This is a genomic window from Morganella psychrotolerans (assembly GCF_001676055.1).
GTDB lineage: Bacteria > Pseudomonadota > Gammaproteobacteria > Enterobacterales > Enterobacteriaceae > Morganella > Morganella psychrotolerans_B.
This window is the reverse complement of record NZ_LZEX01000001.1, coordinates 111,729-126,762: the sequence shown is the minus strand read 5'-3', so window position 1 is coordinate 126,762 and position 15,034 is coordinate 111,729. Positions and strand designations below refer to the sequence as shown.

General features: G+C 47.0%; 17 protein-coding genes. 9 read left to right on the top strand and 8 right to left on the bottom strand.

Annotation, left to right across the window (positions count from 1 at the left end; all coding sequences use genetic code 11):
- Window positions 1-3: 3 nt before the first annotated feature.
- Genes AYY17_RS00585 through AYY17_RS00575 form a run of 3 tightly spaced genes read left to right on the top strand, consistent with a single transcriptional unit; the run spans window position 4 to window position 2,278 of the window.
- Window positions 4-1,098 carry a lytic murein transglycosylase gene (locus tag AYY17_RS00585; protein WP_067420461.1) on the top strand — a complete coding sequence of 365 codons (1,095 nt, stop codon included), beginning with the start codon at window positions 4-6 and terminating at the stop codon, window positions 1,096-1,098.
- Between the two features lie 24 nt (window positions 1,099-1,122).
- Complete coding sequence (locus AYY17_RS00580; RefSeq protein WP_067420459.1) at window positions 1,123-1,779, top strand: fumarylacetoacetate hydrolase family protein; 657 nt, start codon at window positions 1,123-1,125, stop codon at window positions 1,777-1,779.
- Between the two features lie 52 nt (window positions 1,780-1,831).
- A complete protein-coding gene (locus AYY17_RS00575) occupies window positions 1,832-2,278 on the top strand; it encodes a YcgN family cysteine cluster protein (RefSeq protein ID WP_067399847.1) in 447 nt (148 codons plus the stop codon).
- 68 nt (window positions 2,279-2,346) lie between these two features.
- Here the strand turns inward: AYY17_RS00575 and AYY17_RS00570 are convergent, their stop codons facing one another.
- The gene (locus AYY17_RS00570) at window positions 2,347-2,769 is read right to left on the bottom strand and encodes a hypothetical protein (protein WP_235845224.1); all 423 of its coding nucleotides are present in this window, start codon (window positions 2,767-2,769) and stop codon (window positions 2,347-2,349) included.
- A gap of 79 nt (window positions 2,770-2,848) precedes the next feature.
- Entirely contained in the window at window positions 2,849-3,577 is a 729-nt protein-coding gene (locus tag AYY17_RS00565) for an ATP-grasp domain-containing protein (protein ID WP_235845223.1), read from the bottom strand.
- A 452-nt stretch (window positions 3,578-4,029) separates the two neighbouring features.
- Here AYY17_RS00565 and hxsD point away from each other — a divergent pair, with 452 nt between their 5' ends.
- Genes hxsD through AYY17_RS00540 form a run of 5 tightly spaced genes read left to right on the top strand, consistent with a single transcriptional unit; the run spans window position 4,030 to window position 7,663 of the window.
- Window positions 4,030-4,299 carry a His-Xaa-Ser system protein HxsD gene (hxsD, locus tag AYY17_RS00560; protein WP_067420455.1) on the top strand — a complete coding sequence of 90 codons (270 nt, stop codon included), beginning with the start codon at window positions 4,030-4,032 and terminating at the stop codon, window positions 4,297-4,299.
- Window positions 4,296-5,687, top strand: coding sequence for a His-Xaa-Ser system radical SAM maturase HxsB (gene hxsB, locus AYY17_RS00555; protein ID WP_067420453.1), 1,392 nt, complete (start codon window positions 4,296-4,298; stop codon window positions 5,685-5,687). The genes hxsD and hxsB overlap by 4 nt, the downstream gene beginning before the upstream one ends.
- A complete protein-coding gene (hxsC, locus tag AYY17_RS00550) occupies window positions 5,680-6,783 on the top strand; it encodes a His-Xaa-Ser system radical SAM maturase HxsC (RefSeq protein ID WP_067420451.1) in 1,104 nt (367 codons plus the stop codon). The genes hxsB and hxsC overlap by 8 nt, the downstream gene beginning before the upstream one ends.
- Window positions 6,780-7,334, top strand: a complete 555-nt coding sequence (gene hxsA / locus AYY17_RS00545; RefSeq protein WP_067420450.1) for a His-Xaa-Ser repeat protein HxsA — start codon at window positions 6,780-6,782, stop codon at window positions 7,332-7,334. The genes hxsC and hxsA overlap by 4 nt, the downstream gene beginning before the upstream one ends.
- 29 nt (window positions 7,335-7,363) lie before the next feature.
- Entirely contained in the window at window positions 7,364-7,663 is a 300-nt protein-coding gene (locus AYY17_RS00540) for a hypothetical protein (RefSeq protein WP_067421264.1), read from the top strand.
- 101 nt (window positions 7,664-7,764) lie between these two features.
- On the opposite strand, the gene AYY17_RS00535 is transcribed toward AYY17_RS00540, so the two are convergent.
- The 5 genes from AYY17_RS00535 to AYY17_RS00515 all read right to left on the bottom strand — a co-directional run bounded on the left by AYY17_RS00535 (window position 7,765) and on the right by AYY17_RS00515 (window position 11,932).
- Complete coding sequence (locus AYY17_RS00535) at window positions 7,765-8,535, bottom strand: class I SAM-dependent methyltransferase (protein ID WP_067420448.1); 771 nt, start codon at window positions 8,533-8,535, stop codon at window positions 7,765-7,767.
- Window positions 8,536-8,544: 9 nt separating this feature from the next.
- The gene (locus tag AYY17_RS00530) at window positions 8,545-8,886 is read right to left on the bottom strand and encodes a cupin domain-containing protein (protein ID WP_067362542.1); all 342 of its coding nucleotides are present in this window, start codon (window positions 8,884-8,886) and stop codon (window positions 8,545-8,547) included.
- A 217-nt stretch (window positions 8,887-9,103) separates the two neighbouring features.
- Window positions 9,104-9,844 carry an ABC transporter ATP-binding protein gene (locus AYY17_RS00525; protein WP_067420446.1) on the bottom strand — a complete coding sequence of 247 codons (741 nt, stop codon included), beginning with the start codon at window positions 9,842-9,844 and terminating at the stop codon, window positions 9,104-9,106.
- Window positions 9,841-10,851, bottom strand: a complete 1,011-nt coding sequence (locus tag AYY17_RS00520; protein ID WP_067420444.1) for a FecCD family ABC transporter permease — start codon at window positions 10,849-10,851, stop codon at window positions 9,841-9,843. Before AYY17_RS00520 ends, AYY17_RS00525 begins: the two co-directional genes overlap by 4 nt.
- Window positions 10,844-11,932: an ABC transporter substrate-binding protein gene (locus AYY17_RS00515; protein WP_067420442.1), complete on the bottom strand. Its 1,089-nt coding sequence runs from the start codon at window positions 11,930-11,932 to the stop codon at window positions 10,844-10,846. Before AYY17_RS00515 ends, AYY17_RS00520 begins: the two co-directional genes overlap by 8 nt.
- Window positions 11,933-12,031: 99 nt before the next feature.
- Here AYY17_RS00515 and AYY17_RS00510 point away from each other — a divergent pair, with 99 nt between their 5' ends.
- The gene (locus AYY17_RS00510; protein WP_067420440.1) at window positions 12,032-12,748 is read left to right on the top strand and encodes a Crp/Fnr family transcriptional regulator; all 717 of its coding nucleotides are present in this window, start codon (window positions 12,032-12,034) and stop codon (window positions 12,746-12,748) included.
- Window positions 12,749-12,911: 163 nt separating this feature from the next.
- Here the strand turns inward: AYY17_RS00510 and AYY17_RS00505 are convergent, their stop codons facing one another.
- A complete protein-coding gene (locus AYY17_RS00505) occupies window positions 12,912-14,960 on the bottom strand; it encodes a TonB-dependent receptor family protein (protein ID WP_067420436.1) in 2,049 nt (682 codons plus the stop codon).
- Window positions 14,961-15,034: the final 74 nt, after the last annotated feature.

The following is a 15,034-nucleotide window of genomic DNA, read 5'->3' as shown; positions in this document are numbered from 1 at the left end:
GTTATGCGCCTGACATTATTGTCTTCCGTTATTATTGCTGTATCTCTTACTGCATGCAGCGCATCTCAGCCGCCGGTATTGCCGTCCAAAGGATTGGTTGCTTCAGCACCGGCTGTAAAACAGGCTGTGCCACGCCTGACTGTCAGCGATTTGCAGCGTGATTTCCCGGCGGATTCCAGAACTGCAGAGCAATTTCCGGCTTATGCGGAACAATTAAAAGAGATGGCGCGTCAGGAAGGCATTAAAGAAGCGACACTAACCCGTGCTTTTGAGAATTTTCATTTTATCGAACGTGTTATAACATCCGATAAAAACCAGCCGGAAAAGAAAGTCACACTCGATGATTATCTGAACCGTCGTGTCACCAGTGGTGCTGTCAGTACCGCAGTGAAACAATATGATGCGAATACTGAAATCCTCGACCGTATCAGCCAGCGTTATGGTGTGCCGCAGGAATACATTGTGGCGTTGTGGGGTCTGGAAAGTGGTTTTGGTCGTTATCAGGGCAAAGAAGATGTGATTTCTGCGCTGGCGACACTGGCCTATGAAGGCCGCCGCGAAGAGATGTTTGTAAAACAGTTTATCGCGGCATTGCAGATTATTGATGACGGGCATATTCCGGCTGACCAGCAACTGAAAGGCTCCTGGGCGGGTGCAATGGGGCAGAACCAGTTTATGCCGACCAGCTACCTGACTTATGCCGTTGATGGTGACGGCGACGGCATTGTTGATATCTGGAAAAATAAAGCCGATGTTTTTGCCTCCACAGCGAATTACCTCGCCACAGAGGGCTGGGTAAAAGGGCTGCCGTGGGGTTATGAAATTACATTACCGGCAGAGTTTGACCGCTCAATTGAAGGCACAAAGGCTGCACAGAGTAAAACATTGGCACAGTGGCAAGCGCTGGGAGTTAGCCTTCCGGCACAGGCAAATCTTCCTGATAATATTCCGTTGTGGCTGGTTGTGCCGGACGATAATCAGGGACGGGTGTATCTGGTTACACAGAACTTTATCACTATCATGCACTGGAACCGCTCGTATTTCTTTGCGCTCAGTGTATCGCTGATGGCTGATAATATCGGTGCACGTATCCGGTAATATAATAAATTAAGGGGTAAAACTATGTATCAGCATCGTGACTGGCAGGGCGCTCTCCTCGACTTCCCGGCAGGTAAAGTGGTCTGTGTGGGGCTTAATTATGCGAAACATGTCGCAGAGATGAAATCTCAGACAGCCGCTGAACCTCTTCTTTTTATTAAACCGGAAACGGCACTGTGTGATTTACGCCAGCCCGTCGCCATCCCGAAAGAGTTTGGTGAGGTACATCATGAGACTGAGCTGGCAGTGCTGATTGGCGCACCGCTGAAACAGGCAAATGAAGATCGCTGCGCCCGTGCCATCGCCGGGTTTGGTATCGCGCTTGATTTAACCCTGCGGGATGTTCAGAGTAAACTGAAAGCAGCCGGACAGCCGTGGGAAAAGAGCAAAGCCTTTGATGGTTCAGCGCCGGTATCCGGTTTTATTCCGGTTAATGAATTTCCTGACCCGCAAAATGTCACGCTCAGCCTGACCGTCAATGGTGAATTACGTCAGCAGGGCAATACCCGCGATATGCTGACGCCGATTGTCCCGCTGATAAGCTATATGTCCCGTTATTTCACCCTGCGCCCCGGTGATATTATTCTGACGGGAACTCCTGAAGGTGTCGGGCCGCTGGTCTCCGGCGATATGCTGAAAATAGCAGTTAATGATTATATGCTGACAACCCGGGTAATCTGATGGTTGTCACGGTAAAAGATAAAAAATAAAAGTTATAAGAAGGAAATATAAAATGTCTCAACCATTCTGGACGGTGAAAACCCTCGATGAAATGAGTGATGAAGAGTGGGAATCATTGTGTGATGGCTGCGGACAGTGTTGTTTGCAGAAATTGATGGACGCAGACACCGATGAAATTTATTTCACTGATGTTGCCTGCAACCAGCTGGATATTAAAAGTTGCAAGTGCCGCCATTATGAAGACCGGTTCCGTTATGAGCCTGATTGTATAAAACTGACACGGGAAAATCTGCTGACATTTGACGCCTGGCTGCCGTTAACCTGCGCCTACCGCCGAATTTCGGAAGGGAATTCATTATTACCCTGGCATCCGTTAATCAGCGGATCAAAATCCCTGATGCACCAAAACGGTATTACCGTGCGCCATATTGCAGTGCCGGAAAGTGTGGTTCAGAACTGGGAAGATCATATCCTGAATAAGCCCGAGGGTGGGTTGTAATCAGTCAAAAAACGTTATTTCCGAAGTCCTGCGTTATGTTAGCGCGGGACTTTGGCTATGCTGGTTTTTTAATTATCATCTTTAAATTTATTATAATAATCTATTGCGTAATATATAAAATAGCCTGTGGCAAGAGGAATGGTAATTATCATGATGATTACCAAGTAAAAAGAACCATGGCTGGTTATCCTGCTCTCATTAATAATTTTAAATGTCTTCTCTGAGAAATGATGGCGTATTAAATCATCGCTCGCTTTTTTTGCAAATGGAAATAAAAGCATAGATATAGCTATGTAAATAATGAGCGTCAGGTTACTTGTTTCTTTACTATGTGAGTAAATAATCATACCGAATATAATGATGCTGAGTATCGATTTAGCTAAAAAATCACGGCTCCGGAGAAATACCCGTACAGGATGTGATTTTTTTCTTTTGAGAATCAGTTGTTTTCGTCGGTTTTCTTTTGTATACCGGCTGCCATTTCTGCTCATTAAACATCCTGTTAACCGCGGTAGACTCTCTTTTGACAGAGATAATTTAGTCAATAACCTGAATACTAACATATTATTTTTACTGATTATTCAGCATTAAAATAAATCTCGCAATATCCCACTCTTTAATATCTGAAACCTGACCGTCACCAATTTCAATCAAACGTAGTTCACCTGCTGTATTTTCTGTGATATCAACAGAGAAAAAAGGTGTGTTTATTTTATCGGCAATGTCATACACAATGGGCGGGATGTTATCATCCGCTGAATATATTATTTTATTAAGGACAAAATACCGGCGCTCAGTGTTTTCAATAAAATATTCAATATGACGCAGACAGATGCCACCTTCAATTTCTCCGCGATAATGTGCAATGAGTTTAATTATTTCACGTATCTCATCTGCATTTTTGGCGATGGATCCCCGGTTTGTTGTCAGTGACTTTACATAATCTTTAACAAAGTATGCCGGCCATCGGAGATTTCGGGTCACTTCCTCAAAGTCTGCATCAACTGATGTGATAACGGTTTCCGGTGTAAACTCCCGGCAGCACTCATACCAGCCGGTGATATGATGATTTCTGATGTAATCATCAGCGGAACTCAGCATGGTACTGCCGAGCAATGCAATCGCCCGGTGTAATTGCTGATACTCTTTAGTATTCAGCATCCACCCTCGCCAGATAACAGGGATATCAGGATTGAATGTACCGGAGAATTGATATTTTCCCGTTACCGTGCTTTCCGGATGAAGTAACAGGCAGGGAATTTTTTTCTTTTGAGCGAAATAATACTCCGCCTCAAACATGTCATCCGGAAGATCAGGATTTGAATAGTTACCAGGGTATATTATTTGCATTTTATTTCATACAGTTAATGATAAAAAAGAATAGCCATGTTATATCGGAAACATACTTAATGAAGTGTAAACAAATATTAAAAATAACATTAATCCATATGAACAATAAATACATCAAATATTAACTATTTGATGTATACCTGTGAGCAATGAAGATACTTGATTTTATAACGCCTGATGAGCATGAACCATCTCATTAAAACAGAACTGACTGCAGAACAACAGATCGCGTCTGAGGCATAATATCGTCAAAACCGGTGACCGTGTGTTGGTTGAATCCAGCCAGATTGATAAAATTCGGGTGGATTGCTTTAGCCAGGTATATATACCGATGTATTTATTCAGGATTGAATGAGAAATTCAGATAAGTTATATTCGTTTTTATTTAAAGGCGATCTGAAATGGCAGTCATATCACTCAATAAAAACCGATATTCTGAGAATGTTATCAGGCAGGCATTATATTGGCTGTCAGCAGAAACAAAATGGTCTTTATCCGAAGAGGCGATGACATTTGAAGTCACTCTGATAGATGATGAGACTTTATTTCATTTCCAACAATTACTTAACGATTATATTTTAAGGGAGCAAATTGATGCTAAGACCAAAAATATACGTGAATCAATAATAAATAAAGTGTTACTGAGTCTGGATGCGAGGCTGTCGAAATGACATTATTGCCATTTAATTTCAACAGGATTGATGATAAGTATATATTTATCAGTAATCCTGCCGGTTTTTCTATGGTTATAAACGACAACGACCTGAATGATTTAGTCAGTGATGGAAAAACACAGGATGCACTTGTCAATGCTGAGCTGGAAAGTAAATTTTTTATCAGTGACGATGTTTTTACAGCTGAAAAAATGCATGCTTCAGCATTAGGAAAAAAATTATCGGCAGAAATGAAATTCGGCCCTATTTTTATGATTGTACCGACCTTGCGCTGTGACCATACCTGTAAATATTGCCAGGTCAGCAGAGCATCGCTTAATTCTGCGGATAATGACCTGCCGGAAAGTGCTGTCCCGCAGATTATTTCAGTAATAAAAAAACTCTCATCAAAGCCATTTAAAATTGAAATACAGGGTGGAGAACCTCTTATTCGCTTTGATTTGATTGAGTATATCTATCAGGAAGCTGTCCTGCAGTTAGGTGAAGGCAGTTTTGAGCTAATTATTGCAACAAGTTTATCACTACTGAATGACCACATGATTACCTGGTCAGAGAATAAACCGGTTTATTATTCAGTATCATTGGATGGAAATGAATTTATTCATAATAAAAACAGGCTATTGCCTGATGGCAACTCATTTAAACTGGCAACTGACAATATAAAAAGATTGCAGGATAGTATCGGGCGCGATCGTGTATCAACGATTACGACGGTAACAAAAGCACTGTTGTCACAGCCCGGCGCACTGCTTGATGTACATAACGAGCTCGGAATTACTGATATTTTTATCAGACCAATAAGTCCGTATGGTTTTGCCAAGAAAAAAGATGAATACTCAATAGATGAATACATGCATTTTTACCGGGAGCTGCTTGACTTAATTATTGACTACAATAAAAACGGAATATGTTTTGTTGAGCATTCAGCGGCTATACATATAAAAAGATTGAATAATCCAATGTTTTGCGGTTATGCGGATTTAAAATCTCCCGGTGGTGTGATTTTTAACAGCCTGCTGTTTAATTATGACGGAAAACTGTATGGCAGCGATGAGTCCAGAATGCTGCAAAAGGTACATCCTGAGATTGATTTCTCTGTGGGGGATATTAATAATTTATCGTTTTCAGCTAATCCGATATATCAACATATACTGTCAAACTCTTTTAATATTACTCAGACGGCATGTAATACCTGTGCATATCAACCATTTTGTGGTGTAGATCCGTGCCAGAATATCAGCCGGTTTGGCGAACCGGTCGGAAATAAAAGCATGTCACGTTTTTGTGCTTATCATAAAGGTCTGTTCAGTCTGCTTATTCAAAAAATGAATCAAAATTCAGATGATGCAGAAATAGAAATTCTGAAAGGATGGTCATATGTCTGAGGTACAGAGGCTGGATACGTTTGATCTGAATGAAACGGTATTACCCGGATATTATCAACTCTATAAACATAAACTGGCAGCCCCTGAATTTTATTTTGACAATATCATTGTAATACAAGATAAAAATGATATTTGTGATATGACGGGTGCTGTTAGTTGTATTACTGACCCGGAACTCTATGCGGCGATTGATAATGGTGATATCGCCTCAGTAACACACCAGAAATTAAGAGTGATACTCTCAGGCAAAGCAAACCATAACACGCTACTGGTGACAGAGCGTTGTAATAATTTGTGCCTTTTCTGTTCTCAGCCGCCTAAAAATATGAATGATGACTGGCTGCTTGATGTTGCCGCCCGGGCGATTGCTGCATTTAAATCCGATAAACTTATGGGCATAAGTGGCGGAGAACCCTTACTGTATGGCAGGCAGTTTGTTGAATTTTTGCAATTTATTCAAGCGAACAGTCCCGCAACGCCGTTGCATATTCTGACGAATGGCAGGGCGTTTAATGAACTGGCATTTACTGCTGAAATAGTTGATGTGTTAAAAGGCTTATCTGTTTCATTTGGTATTCCTTTATATTCGGCTTGCGCAGCCCGGCACGATTATCTTGTCGGCAGTACAGGTGCCTTCAGGGAGACGGTCAGCGGAATTATCAACGCAGGTAACAGCGGTATACCGATTGAACTGAGGTTTATTCCGGTAAAATCCAATTATCAGGATCTTCCTGCGGTGACAGAAATGGCCGGACGGGTTTTTTCTAATATTAGTCAGATTTCAGTGATGAACCCGGAAGCTGAAGGATGGGCGCGTAAAAACTGGCTACAATTGTATGAGGAACCTAAAAATTACCAACAATACCTTTCAGCCGCCATCCGGACTGCGGAAAGATGTCAATTACAGATAGTGTTGTTTAATTATCCGTTATGCCATCTTCCTGAAGCGCTATGGCCGTACAGTATCCAATCTATTTCAGACTGGAAAAATTATTATCCGCCGGAATGTACAAATTGCCGGAAAATAAATGCATGCGGCGGTTATTTCAGTTCCTCTTACGGACGATATCACCAGTTACCGAGGGCTATATTATGAAAAAATGGAATCTTGCTGCGTTGTTGCCCGGTTTTCTTATGCTGAATAGCCAGGCGACAGCCGGCCCGGCGGTTGCACCGGAAAATATCACCTCACTCCTGCCTGACGATCTGATATTTTCACCGCTGAATACAGAAACACCATTTTATATTGCCGGTCACCGCAGTCATAGTTCGCACCGTAGCCACAGCAGTCACAGTTCGCACCGTTCATCTTCCGGCGGAGGATATTATCGTGCCGCACCGGTTGATTCATCCCCGGTTTATTCGGCTCCGGCCCGGACAGAAACATCACAAAGTACAAACAGGAACCGCGATATTTCGCAGAACCTTAATCAGACGGCAAATACTGGTGAGCAGCGTAAACGATTGATTATGCGGGTGCAGTATGCCTTATTTGAACGCCACTTTTTCACAGGAACCATCGATGGTGTTATGGGACCTCAAACACGTGATGCCATCAGCCGTTATAGAGAGGTAAGTAATTTGCCGGGCGGTGTATATATTGATGTTGATTTGCTCAATTCATTAAGCTTATATGCAACAAATTGATTTTTAATCTGAATAATAAACTGAGTTATATGAAAATTATTATTTTTTGTACCGCATTAATACTGATTTCCGGAGAGGTTTTTGCAGATGAATATCTGTATAACTACCGGTATGATGGTTCACCCTACGGTTATAACTACGATGTTTCCGGAACTGATGATAACGGGGACACTATTGAAGGAAATATTGATATTCGTGGCCGGTACGGAACCGGTGTTATTACGAATACAGAGGGTGACGACGTTGATGTTGATGTCCGGTGGGATGGTTATGGTGTTCTTGTTGCAGAAGATGAGGATGGAAATAGCTACGACCCGGAAGTTGAGTGATCGGGATAATATACACCGGCTTATTTTTGAATAAAACTATTTATGGTAAATGCGCCGGTTGCCCGGCGCGTTTTGTTTTCATAAGATAAATAGATTATATATTACTTCGTACTAACCACCGCAATATACCGCAGGCGGTCGCGGTTCGCGCGGAAGTGGCGGAACATCTGTAAAAACTGCGGGCGGTTCTCTTTTTTCAGCGCGTTGCGGATTATCTTCAGTGTCCCGGCAATACCTTCGTCGTGCAGCATGCCTTTCGGCGTCATCAGGGTCATCGCGCCTTCAGAGCGGGAAACATTGCAAAACCCTGCATCACGGAACAGTGCAAGCCAGTCATCACTGAGCATTGGTTGTGCTTTTACATGGATTGCTGCCTGCATCTCCTGTGTGACGCACTCTTCCTCACGCGGGGTGGTCAGGGCGATATCATGGGTTAACAGACGTCCGCCCGGTTTCAGTACCCGTAAATATTCCTGCACCAGACGCGTTTTGGCTTTATCTGCATACATAGTCAGCATCGCTTCATTAATGACCACATCAAAATGGTTATCCGGAAACGGCAGTTTGGAGGCATCGGCTTCCTGCACAGTCACCAGGTGGGATAATCCGTTTTGCAGAATATTTTTCCGCGCATTGGCAAGTGCCTGTTTATCCATATCAATACCGGTGATATGACACTGAAAGCGCTGTGCAATTTCAATGGCTGTTGTGCCCATATTGCAGGCAATTTCCAGTACACGGCTGTCAGATTGCAGGCCGCTGTGTGACAGTAACCATTCGGTGGCAATCCGTCCGCCGGGGCGCAGGCGCTTTTTACCTAACCGAGCCAGAAATTTGTGCCCGGCTTCATGACCTGTGTGTGTGCTTTCCATCAGTTTATCCTATTTGGTTTCTGGTTCGCGTAACATCACCAGCAGCATTTTTGCCTGCTCCGGTGCATCCACCGCATGAGGAATATTGGCAGGCATGCGGATGATTTCACCCGGCTTGGCTGTCACCGGAACACCTGCGATAGTCAGGGTAAGGCTGCCTTCAGCCACCATAACAATGGCATCGAACGGTGCGCTGTGTTCAGACAGCGCCTGACCCTTATCGAAGGCAAACAGCGTAATGTTGCCGCCGCCGTTTTTTGCCAGCACACGGCTGGAAATCCCTTGTTCAGTGTAGTTCACGAGATCGGCGATAATCAGGGCTTGTGCCGGGGTGATGGTGTTGTCGCTCATAATAAGTGTCCTTATATACCCTTATTCATTCAAACTGCAGGTTCGTTGGCTACGCTCAGCCCGCCGGGTCACATACTGATGTATGCTCCCCGTCAGTCTTCCCTTGCCGCCTTCCCGCAACTTGAATGACGTTGGGTATACCCTTATTCATTCAAACTGCAGGTTCGTTGGCTGCATTCTGAATGACGTTGGGTATGGTTAAATATAATGGTTGTCGTCAGCGGAACAGCGGGATAACCCCGCAGGTCTGCCGGTTCTGAGACGTCACGGGGGTGACTGCCACAGGGATTTGGTACAGTTTTTCAAGATTTTCAGCGGTAAGCATACTGTTGCTGTCGCCGAACTGTGCATGTGTGCCGCTGAACAAAAGCAATGAATAATCAGCAATATGCAGGGCATGCTGCGGATAATGGCTGGTGAATAAAATCGTTTTTCCGCGCTCTGCCGCCAGCATCTTCAGCACGGACAGCACGGTGTCCTGATTGGCTAAATCAAGGGCAGAGGTTGGTTCGTCGAGGATCAGAATTTCCGGTTCTCCTGCCAGTGCGCGGGCAATCATCACCATCTGTTTTTCACCGCCGCTGAGCAGATTGAACGGTTTATCTGCAAACAGAGTCAGTCCGAGATCGGCCATGGCCTGATCGGTGATGTCATGGTCACGGCGGGAAGGTGAGGCATACCAGGAAAGGTGTCGCACGCGCCCCAGGCTGACCATAGTACGGACAGAATAGTTAAACAGTGCGCCACTGAGTTGCGGCACATAAGCTGCCGGCGCATTCAGTTTTACCTTGCCGGTCGCTCCTTTTTGCAGTGACAGCAGCAGGCGCAGTAGTGTGGTTTTTCCGCGCCCGTTCGGGCCGAGAACCGCCGCGACAGAGCCCTGCGGCTGACTAAATGTTAATTTGTCAAACAACGGGCGCTGGCCGGTGTGATAACTGAGCTGATTAACGCGGATCATAAATCAGCCACCTTTTTATTCATGGAGTGAATAAGCAGGGCAAAAATAGGTGCGCCGATCAGGGCGGTTATCACACTCAGCGGAATTTCCGCGCTGGTCATGCTGCGGGCGAGGGTATCGACGGCAATCAGATAAATCGCGCCGGTCAGTGCACTGGCAGGCAGAAGCACGCGGTGATCGTGCCCGCTTATCAGCCGTGCGATATGCGGAATAATCAGACCGACCCAGCCGATAGTGCCGGAAACCGCAACAGTGGCACTGGTAATTAATGTCACACAAATCAACACCGTCCAGCGGGTCGCGGTGACCGGTAATCCCAGCGCTTGTGCGTTCTCTTCACCGAGAGAGAGCACGTTGATGCGAAAACGCAGGGCAAAAATAATTCCTCCCGCGATAATGACCACGGGAAGTAACACACTGACTTTCAGGTATGTGGCGGTCGCGAAACTGCCCATCAGCCAGAAGACAATAGTTTGCAGGGTATTATTCGGATCGGCAAAGTAGGTAATAAGTGAAATAAGGGCGGCAAAAAAGGCATTAATAATAACGCCTGCGAGGATAAGCATCAGCAGGCTGCTGCCGTGGCGGTTTAATCCCAGCAGAAACACCAGCACAATGGCGAGCAGACCGCCGAGAAAGGCAAAACTGATCGTAATAAAGAGGGATGAAAAGAGCAGCAGTGCCAGCGCGCCGCCGAGTGCGGCCCCGGAGGATACCCCGATTATCTGCGGGCCGACCAGCGGGTTACGGAAGATCCCTTGTAATGCTGCTCCGGCGACAGCCAGTCCCGCTCCGGCAAGCCCCGCTATCAGGATGCGCGGCAGGCGGACATACAACACTACGTTTTCGGCGGTACGGTTGTAATCACCGGTGGTATTGTGTCCGGTCAGGGTGTCGGACACGATCTGCAAAACGGTAGTGAAAGAGACATAATAGCGCCCGGCACAGAGGGCGGTAAGTACCGTGGCAAGCAACAGGATGGTGAGCAGGATCCAATGATTACGCATCAGATTTCCCCATCAGTGTCAGATAATCGCGTCCGGATCGGTTCAGATCAAGGTGCAAGATGCGGTCGATCTCTTGTTCACTGAGTGTGTAATTATAAAGCTGCTGATAGCGCAGGCGGATCTCATCACGTAACGGAAATGCGGCGGATTCAGGGTGGAATATCTGAGCCAGCCACTGCCAGTAAAGCGGGGTTTCCTGATTGGGAGCATCCCAGATAAAACCGCCGATCGGCAGTTTGTAGACGCGTTTATTTTTGACCGCGGTAACGTCACTGAGCATCGGGTTGTTATAGATATCAGATGGTGCAAGTCCGGCTTCAAAGTTACCCAACAGAATGATTTGCGGATCCCATACCAGGATCTGCTCAATATTCAGGGTGCGGGGACCGGTCAGGTCGCGGTTGAGGCTGATGCCCCCGGCGAGGGCAAAATCCGCATTGTTATGTGATGCCGCGCCAAAGGTCTGAATACTTTGTTTAAAGTGAGAGAGATAGAGCACGCGGGGTTGTTCTGATTCCGGGATGGCGGCAACACTGTTTTTCAGTTGTGCGATAACCTGATTACGCCAGGTTATAAGCCCGGCGACTTTGTCATTTTTGCCGAGGGTTTTACCCATCAGCGTCAGCCATTCCTGTGTATAGGCTTCTTTGCCGTAATCCAGTGTTGCAACTGTCAGGCCGGCGTTACGCATCGGTGCAATAATATCGTCACCCCGGTGTCCCCATTGCCAGACTAAATCCGGCTGAACAGAGAGCAGGGCTTCAACGTTAGGTGCAAAATCATTACCGACCATATCACTGCGCACAGATAATACATCCGGAAACATCACACCGAGCATACCTTCACGGGCGGCAACACCGGCAAACGGATGCATACCGACCAGCTTACGGCTGCTTTCATCCACCCCTGCGAGCATGGAGGCGGCGGGGATCGGGATCACAACAATACGCTCTGCCGGTGCAGCTAACTGAATGGGTTGCTGTGACATATCCGTAAAGATGACTGCGCCTTCAGGGGTGGCATATGCCGTGGTGCAGATAAGTAACAGAGCAGGTGTCAGCTTAAAAACATTAGTGATCATAAGGTTATCCGGGGTTTATTTTTAATAATTAAATTGATAATGCGATTTATTATCATTTATAATCGCATCTATTCTAGGCGGCACTGAGAGGAAAGCCCTATGACATTTGTCAAAAATACCGTTTACCCAGCGCGGCAAATGGCGATCCTCCGATCGTGCCCGCTATTTCAGGCAGTTGCGGATGGATCCCTGCCGCTGGTGCTGGCAAACAGCAGTTACCTTTCGTTTACGGCAGGGGAATTGATTAACCGTGAAGGTGAGTGGGTAAAGGCGTGCCCGCTTATTATTTCAGGGCAAATAGATGTATTCCGTCATACCTGGTCCGGTGAAGAGAAAGTATTCGGCATGTTTACGGCGGGTGAGCTGGTGGCGATTGCGGCGATATTTATGCCGCATAACCGGTTTCCGATGAGTCTGCGGGCGCGGACAGACGGCGAAGCGCTGTTACTGGATAAATCCGCCATTTTGCAACTGTGTCACGCCTGTCCTGCGATCATGGCGCAGTTACTCTCCCGTTTCAGTCTTAAACTGTATGAAAATATCAATCATATTGACTGGCTGACATCCAGTTCGGCAGAGCAGCGGCTGGCGGCATATCTTTTAGATCTGAAACGGTGTCAGCAATCTGATTGTGTTATTTTGCCGTTATCACGCGGGCAGCTTGCCACAAAACTGGGGGTGCGTTATGAAACCCTGAGCCGGTTATTTTCCGGCTGGCGGCAGAAGGCTTTTATCGGGATCGATAAAGATGCAGTGCGGATAACGAATGAACCCTATCTGACGGAGCTGGCAACGCCATCACAGCGCCCGTTCTGATATTTTTTGGCAGAAGCGCGGATAATCAAAAACTATATACTCTAAATAATTCGGGATGCCTGTAGGCGACAAACGAAGACCGCCGGGGAGCATACATCAGTATGTGACCCGGCGGGCTGAGTGCAGTCAACACCCGGGCATCCTGAAGTATGACGAGTATAAATTAAAAGTTATAGGTAACCCCACCATTTACACTAAACCCCATGCCCGGGAAAAGCGTACTGTCTTTGGCGGTAACAGAGCGGTTTGCCACAGATGTCGTCGCGTAGTGCTCATTGGTCAGGTTATCCAGCGACATATAGAGTGACCAGTTGTCCTCAGGCTGATAGCTGCCTCTCAGACCCAGAACGGCATAATGTTTGCGTTTCTGAATATCAAGATGGTTTTCGTGATCGACAGCCATATCAGTCGGCGCCCAGTGAATATTCGGACCGAAACGCCAGTTGCCGGTGCGGTACATCACTTCGGCTGACACCATATTACGCGGGATCCCCGCAATATAATTGCCGTTGTATTCGCCGCCCATAAAGCGGAAATCATTCCATGTCCAGGCGAGTTTATATTCCACATCACCGGGTCCGGCCGCAATAACGCCGCTCAGCCCGGCTTCCAGTCCCTGATGGCGGGTTTTGGCGGCATAGTTAAAGACGCCGGTGATATTGCCTTCGGTATCATAGGTTGTGATGTATTCATCTTTGATCATGCTGCGGTACAGCGCCACATTCCATTTCAGTTGTTCTGTGAAGTCACCGTCACCGCCGATTTCAAATGTGATGCCTTTCTGCGGATCGAGTTTTGTCAGCTTGCCGTCTGATGAATTGATAATTTCATGGAAGGTTGCGGGCTCCTGACTGGCGCTGATGTTCGCAAACCAGCGCTGATTATCAGCAGGATGCCAGATAACACCGGCTTTTGGTGTCCAGAATGTCCAGTTTTGGTCCAGCGTATCGGTGCCGCTGCGTTTCTCAACATCACGGCGGGCGTGAGTGGCTTTGAGATCCAGGTTCAGTGTCAGTTCCGGGGTCAGATGAATACCGGTACCGGCGGAGGCATAAATATTGTCTGCGAGCCCGTCAAATTTTCCGATAGGGGTTTTATCCATCGGCGTACCACGCCGGTTCTGCATCAGATTGGTATCCAGCCCCATATGATCTGCCGCCAGTGCTGCGCGCCAGGTCACAGGATCGGTTTCCATCTGCCAGGTTAGCTGCGCACCTTCACTGTGGCTCTGACTGAATCGGTAGTAAGCCGGGGTGGTAAAATTATCATGTGTGCGGATATACCAGACCCCGGCACTGATGTGCTGATTATCAGCCTGCCAGTCTGTGCGGTTGGCAACCCGGAGTTGTTCAACATTGCGGTGCGGATCGCGCAGCCAGACCATCGGATAAACTTCAGTCGGGTCACTGTCCAGTACAGCTTCAGAAACCGGGCCCGCCACATCAAAGCGCAGATCAGTCCAGCTCAGCCAGGTTCGGTTTTCAACATTATCCCCGACATAACCGAAATTAGTGCGCACCGTTTTGCGCTGTGAAGATGAATGCTTGCGGTAACCGTCAAAGTGGTCATAAGTGAAATTGATGCGTCCGTCGAATTTTCCGTCATCAGAGACACCACCAAAAGCGGTTTGCAGACCTTCACGTCCGTGAGAGCCATATTCATAGCGCAGCCGTCCCTGTTCGTCACGTCCGGTATAAGAGAGCAGATCCAGCTCGCCGCCCAGGGTATTACTTTGCGGGTTAAGGCTGTTTGCGCCGCGCCGGACACTGATCATCCGGGCATCCCGCATTTCCAGGGTACTGATATGGAAACTGCCGTCGGCATCTGTCACCGGCAGTCCGTCCTGCATCAGTAAAATACCGCGTGCCAGCGGAGCACTCTGCACACCGGAGCCACGGATATTCAGGCGGGGCTGATCAATACCGCCGAAGAAGTTTTGCACCAGCACGCCGGGCTGATAATCCAGCGCATCATGCAAGGTGGCAAGGCGCGTATCTTTTTCAACTATCACCAGATTGGTGCCGCCCGCGACACTCTCCAGTTTCTCTTTTTCCTGTTGAACGCCGGGAGCCGTCGTGCTCTGGCGCGGAGCGGTGACGATAAGCGTGTCCGTGTCTGTGGCAGCAGCATGAACAACGGTTGCCGGTGCGGCGGTACTGAGTGTAAGCGCAAGACAGTGTGTCAGCCTGCGGCGGTTTTTTATTATCTGCATTATCCCTGACCTCGTTATGGAAATGATTCTCATTTTTATTTGAGGCATAACATAGTGCAGGGGGTGGGTATCAT

Excerpts from the sequence above, each read along its gene's own strand:
- AYY17_RS00585 (WP_067420461.1), top strand. The coding sequence starts at position 4 with ATGCGCCTGACATTATTGTCTTCCGTTATTATTGCTGTATCTCTTACT.
- AYY17_RS00580 (WP_067420459.1), top strand. The coding sequence starts at position 1,123 with ATGTATCAGCATCGTGACTGGCAGGGCGCTCTCCTCGACTTCCCGGCA.
- AYY17_RS00575 (WP_067399847.1), top strand. The coding sequence starts at position 1,832 with ATGTCTCAACCATTCTGGACGGTGAAAACCCTCGATGAAATGAGTGAT.
- AYY17_RS00570 (WP_235845224.1), bottom strand. The coding sequence starts at position 2,769 with ATGAGCAGAAATGGCAGCCGGTATACAAAAGAAAACCGACGAAAACAA.
- AYY17_RS00565 (WP_235845223.1), bottom strand. The coding sequence starts at position 3,577 with ATGTTTGAGGCGGAGTATTATTTCGCTCAAAAGAAAAAAATTCCCTGC.
- hxsD (WP_067420455.1), top strand. The coding sequence starts at position 4,030 with ATGGCAGTCATATCACTCAATAAAAACCGATATTCTGAGAATGTTATC.
- hxsB (WP_067420453.1), top strand. The coding sequence starts at position 4,296 with ATGACATTATTGCCATTTAATTTCAACAGGATTGATGATAAGTATATA.
- hxsC (WP_067420451.1), top strand. The coding sequence starts at position 5,680 with ATGTCTGAGGTACAGAGGCTGGATACGTTTGATCTGAATGAAACGGTA.
- hxsA (WP_067420450.1), top strand. The coding sequence starts at position 6,780 with ATGAAAAAATGGAATCTTGCTGCGTTGTTGCCCGGTTTTCTTATGCTG.
- AYY17_RS00540 (WP_067421264.1), top strand. The coding sequence starts at position 7,364 with ATGAAAATTATTATTTTTTGTACCGCATTAATACTGATTTCCGGAGAG.
- AYY17_RS00535 (WP_067420448.1), bottom strand. The coding sequence starts at position 8,535 with ATGGAAAGCACACACACAGGTCATGAAGCCGGGCACAAATTTCTGGCT.
- AYY17_RS00530 (WP_067362542.1), bottom strand. The coding sequence starts at position 8,886 with ATGAGCGACAACACCATCACCCCGGCACAAGCCCTGATTATCGCCGAT.
- AYY17_RS00525 (WP_067420446.1), bottom strand. The coding sequence starts at position 9,844 with ATGATCCGCGTTAATCAGCTCAGTTATCACACCGGCCAGCGCCCGTTG.
- AYY17_RS00520 (WP_067420444.1), bottom strand. The coding sequence starts at position 10,851 with ATGCGTAATCATTGGATCCTGCTCACCATCCTGTTGCTTGCCACGGTA.
- AYY17_RS00515 (WP_067420442.1), bottom strand. The coding sequence starts at position 11,932 with ATGATCACTAATGTTTTTAAGCTGACACCTGCTCTGTTACTTATCTGC.
- AYY17_RS00510 (WP_067420440.1), top strand. The coding sequence starts at position 12,032 with ATGACATTTGTCAAAAATACCGTTTACCCAGCGCGGCAAATGGCGATC.
- AYY17_RS00505 (WP_067420436.1), bottom strand. The coding sequence starts at position 14,960 with ATGCAGATAATAAAAAACCGCCGCAGGCTGACACACTGTCTTGCGCTT.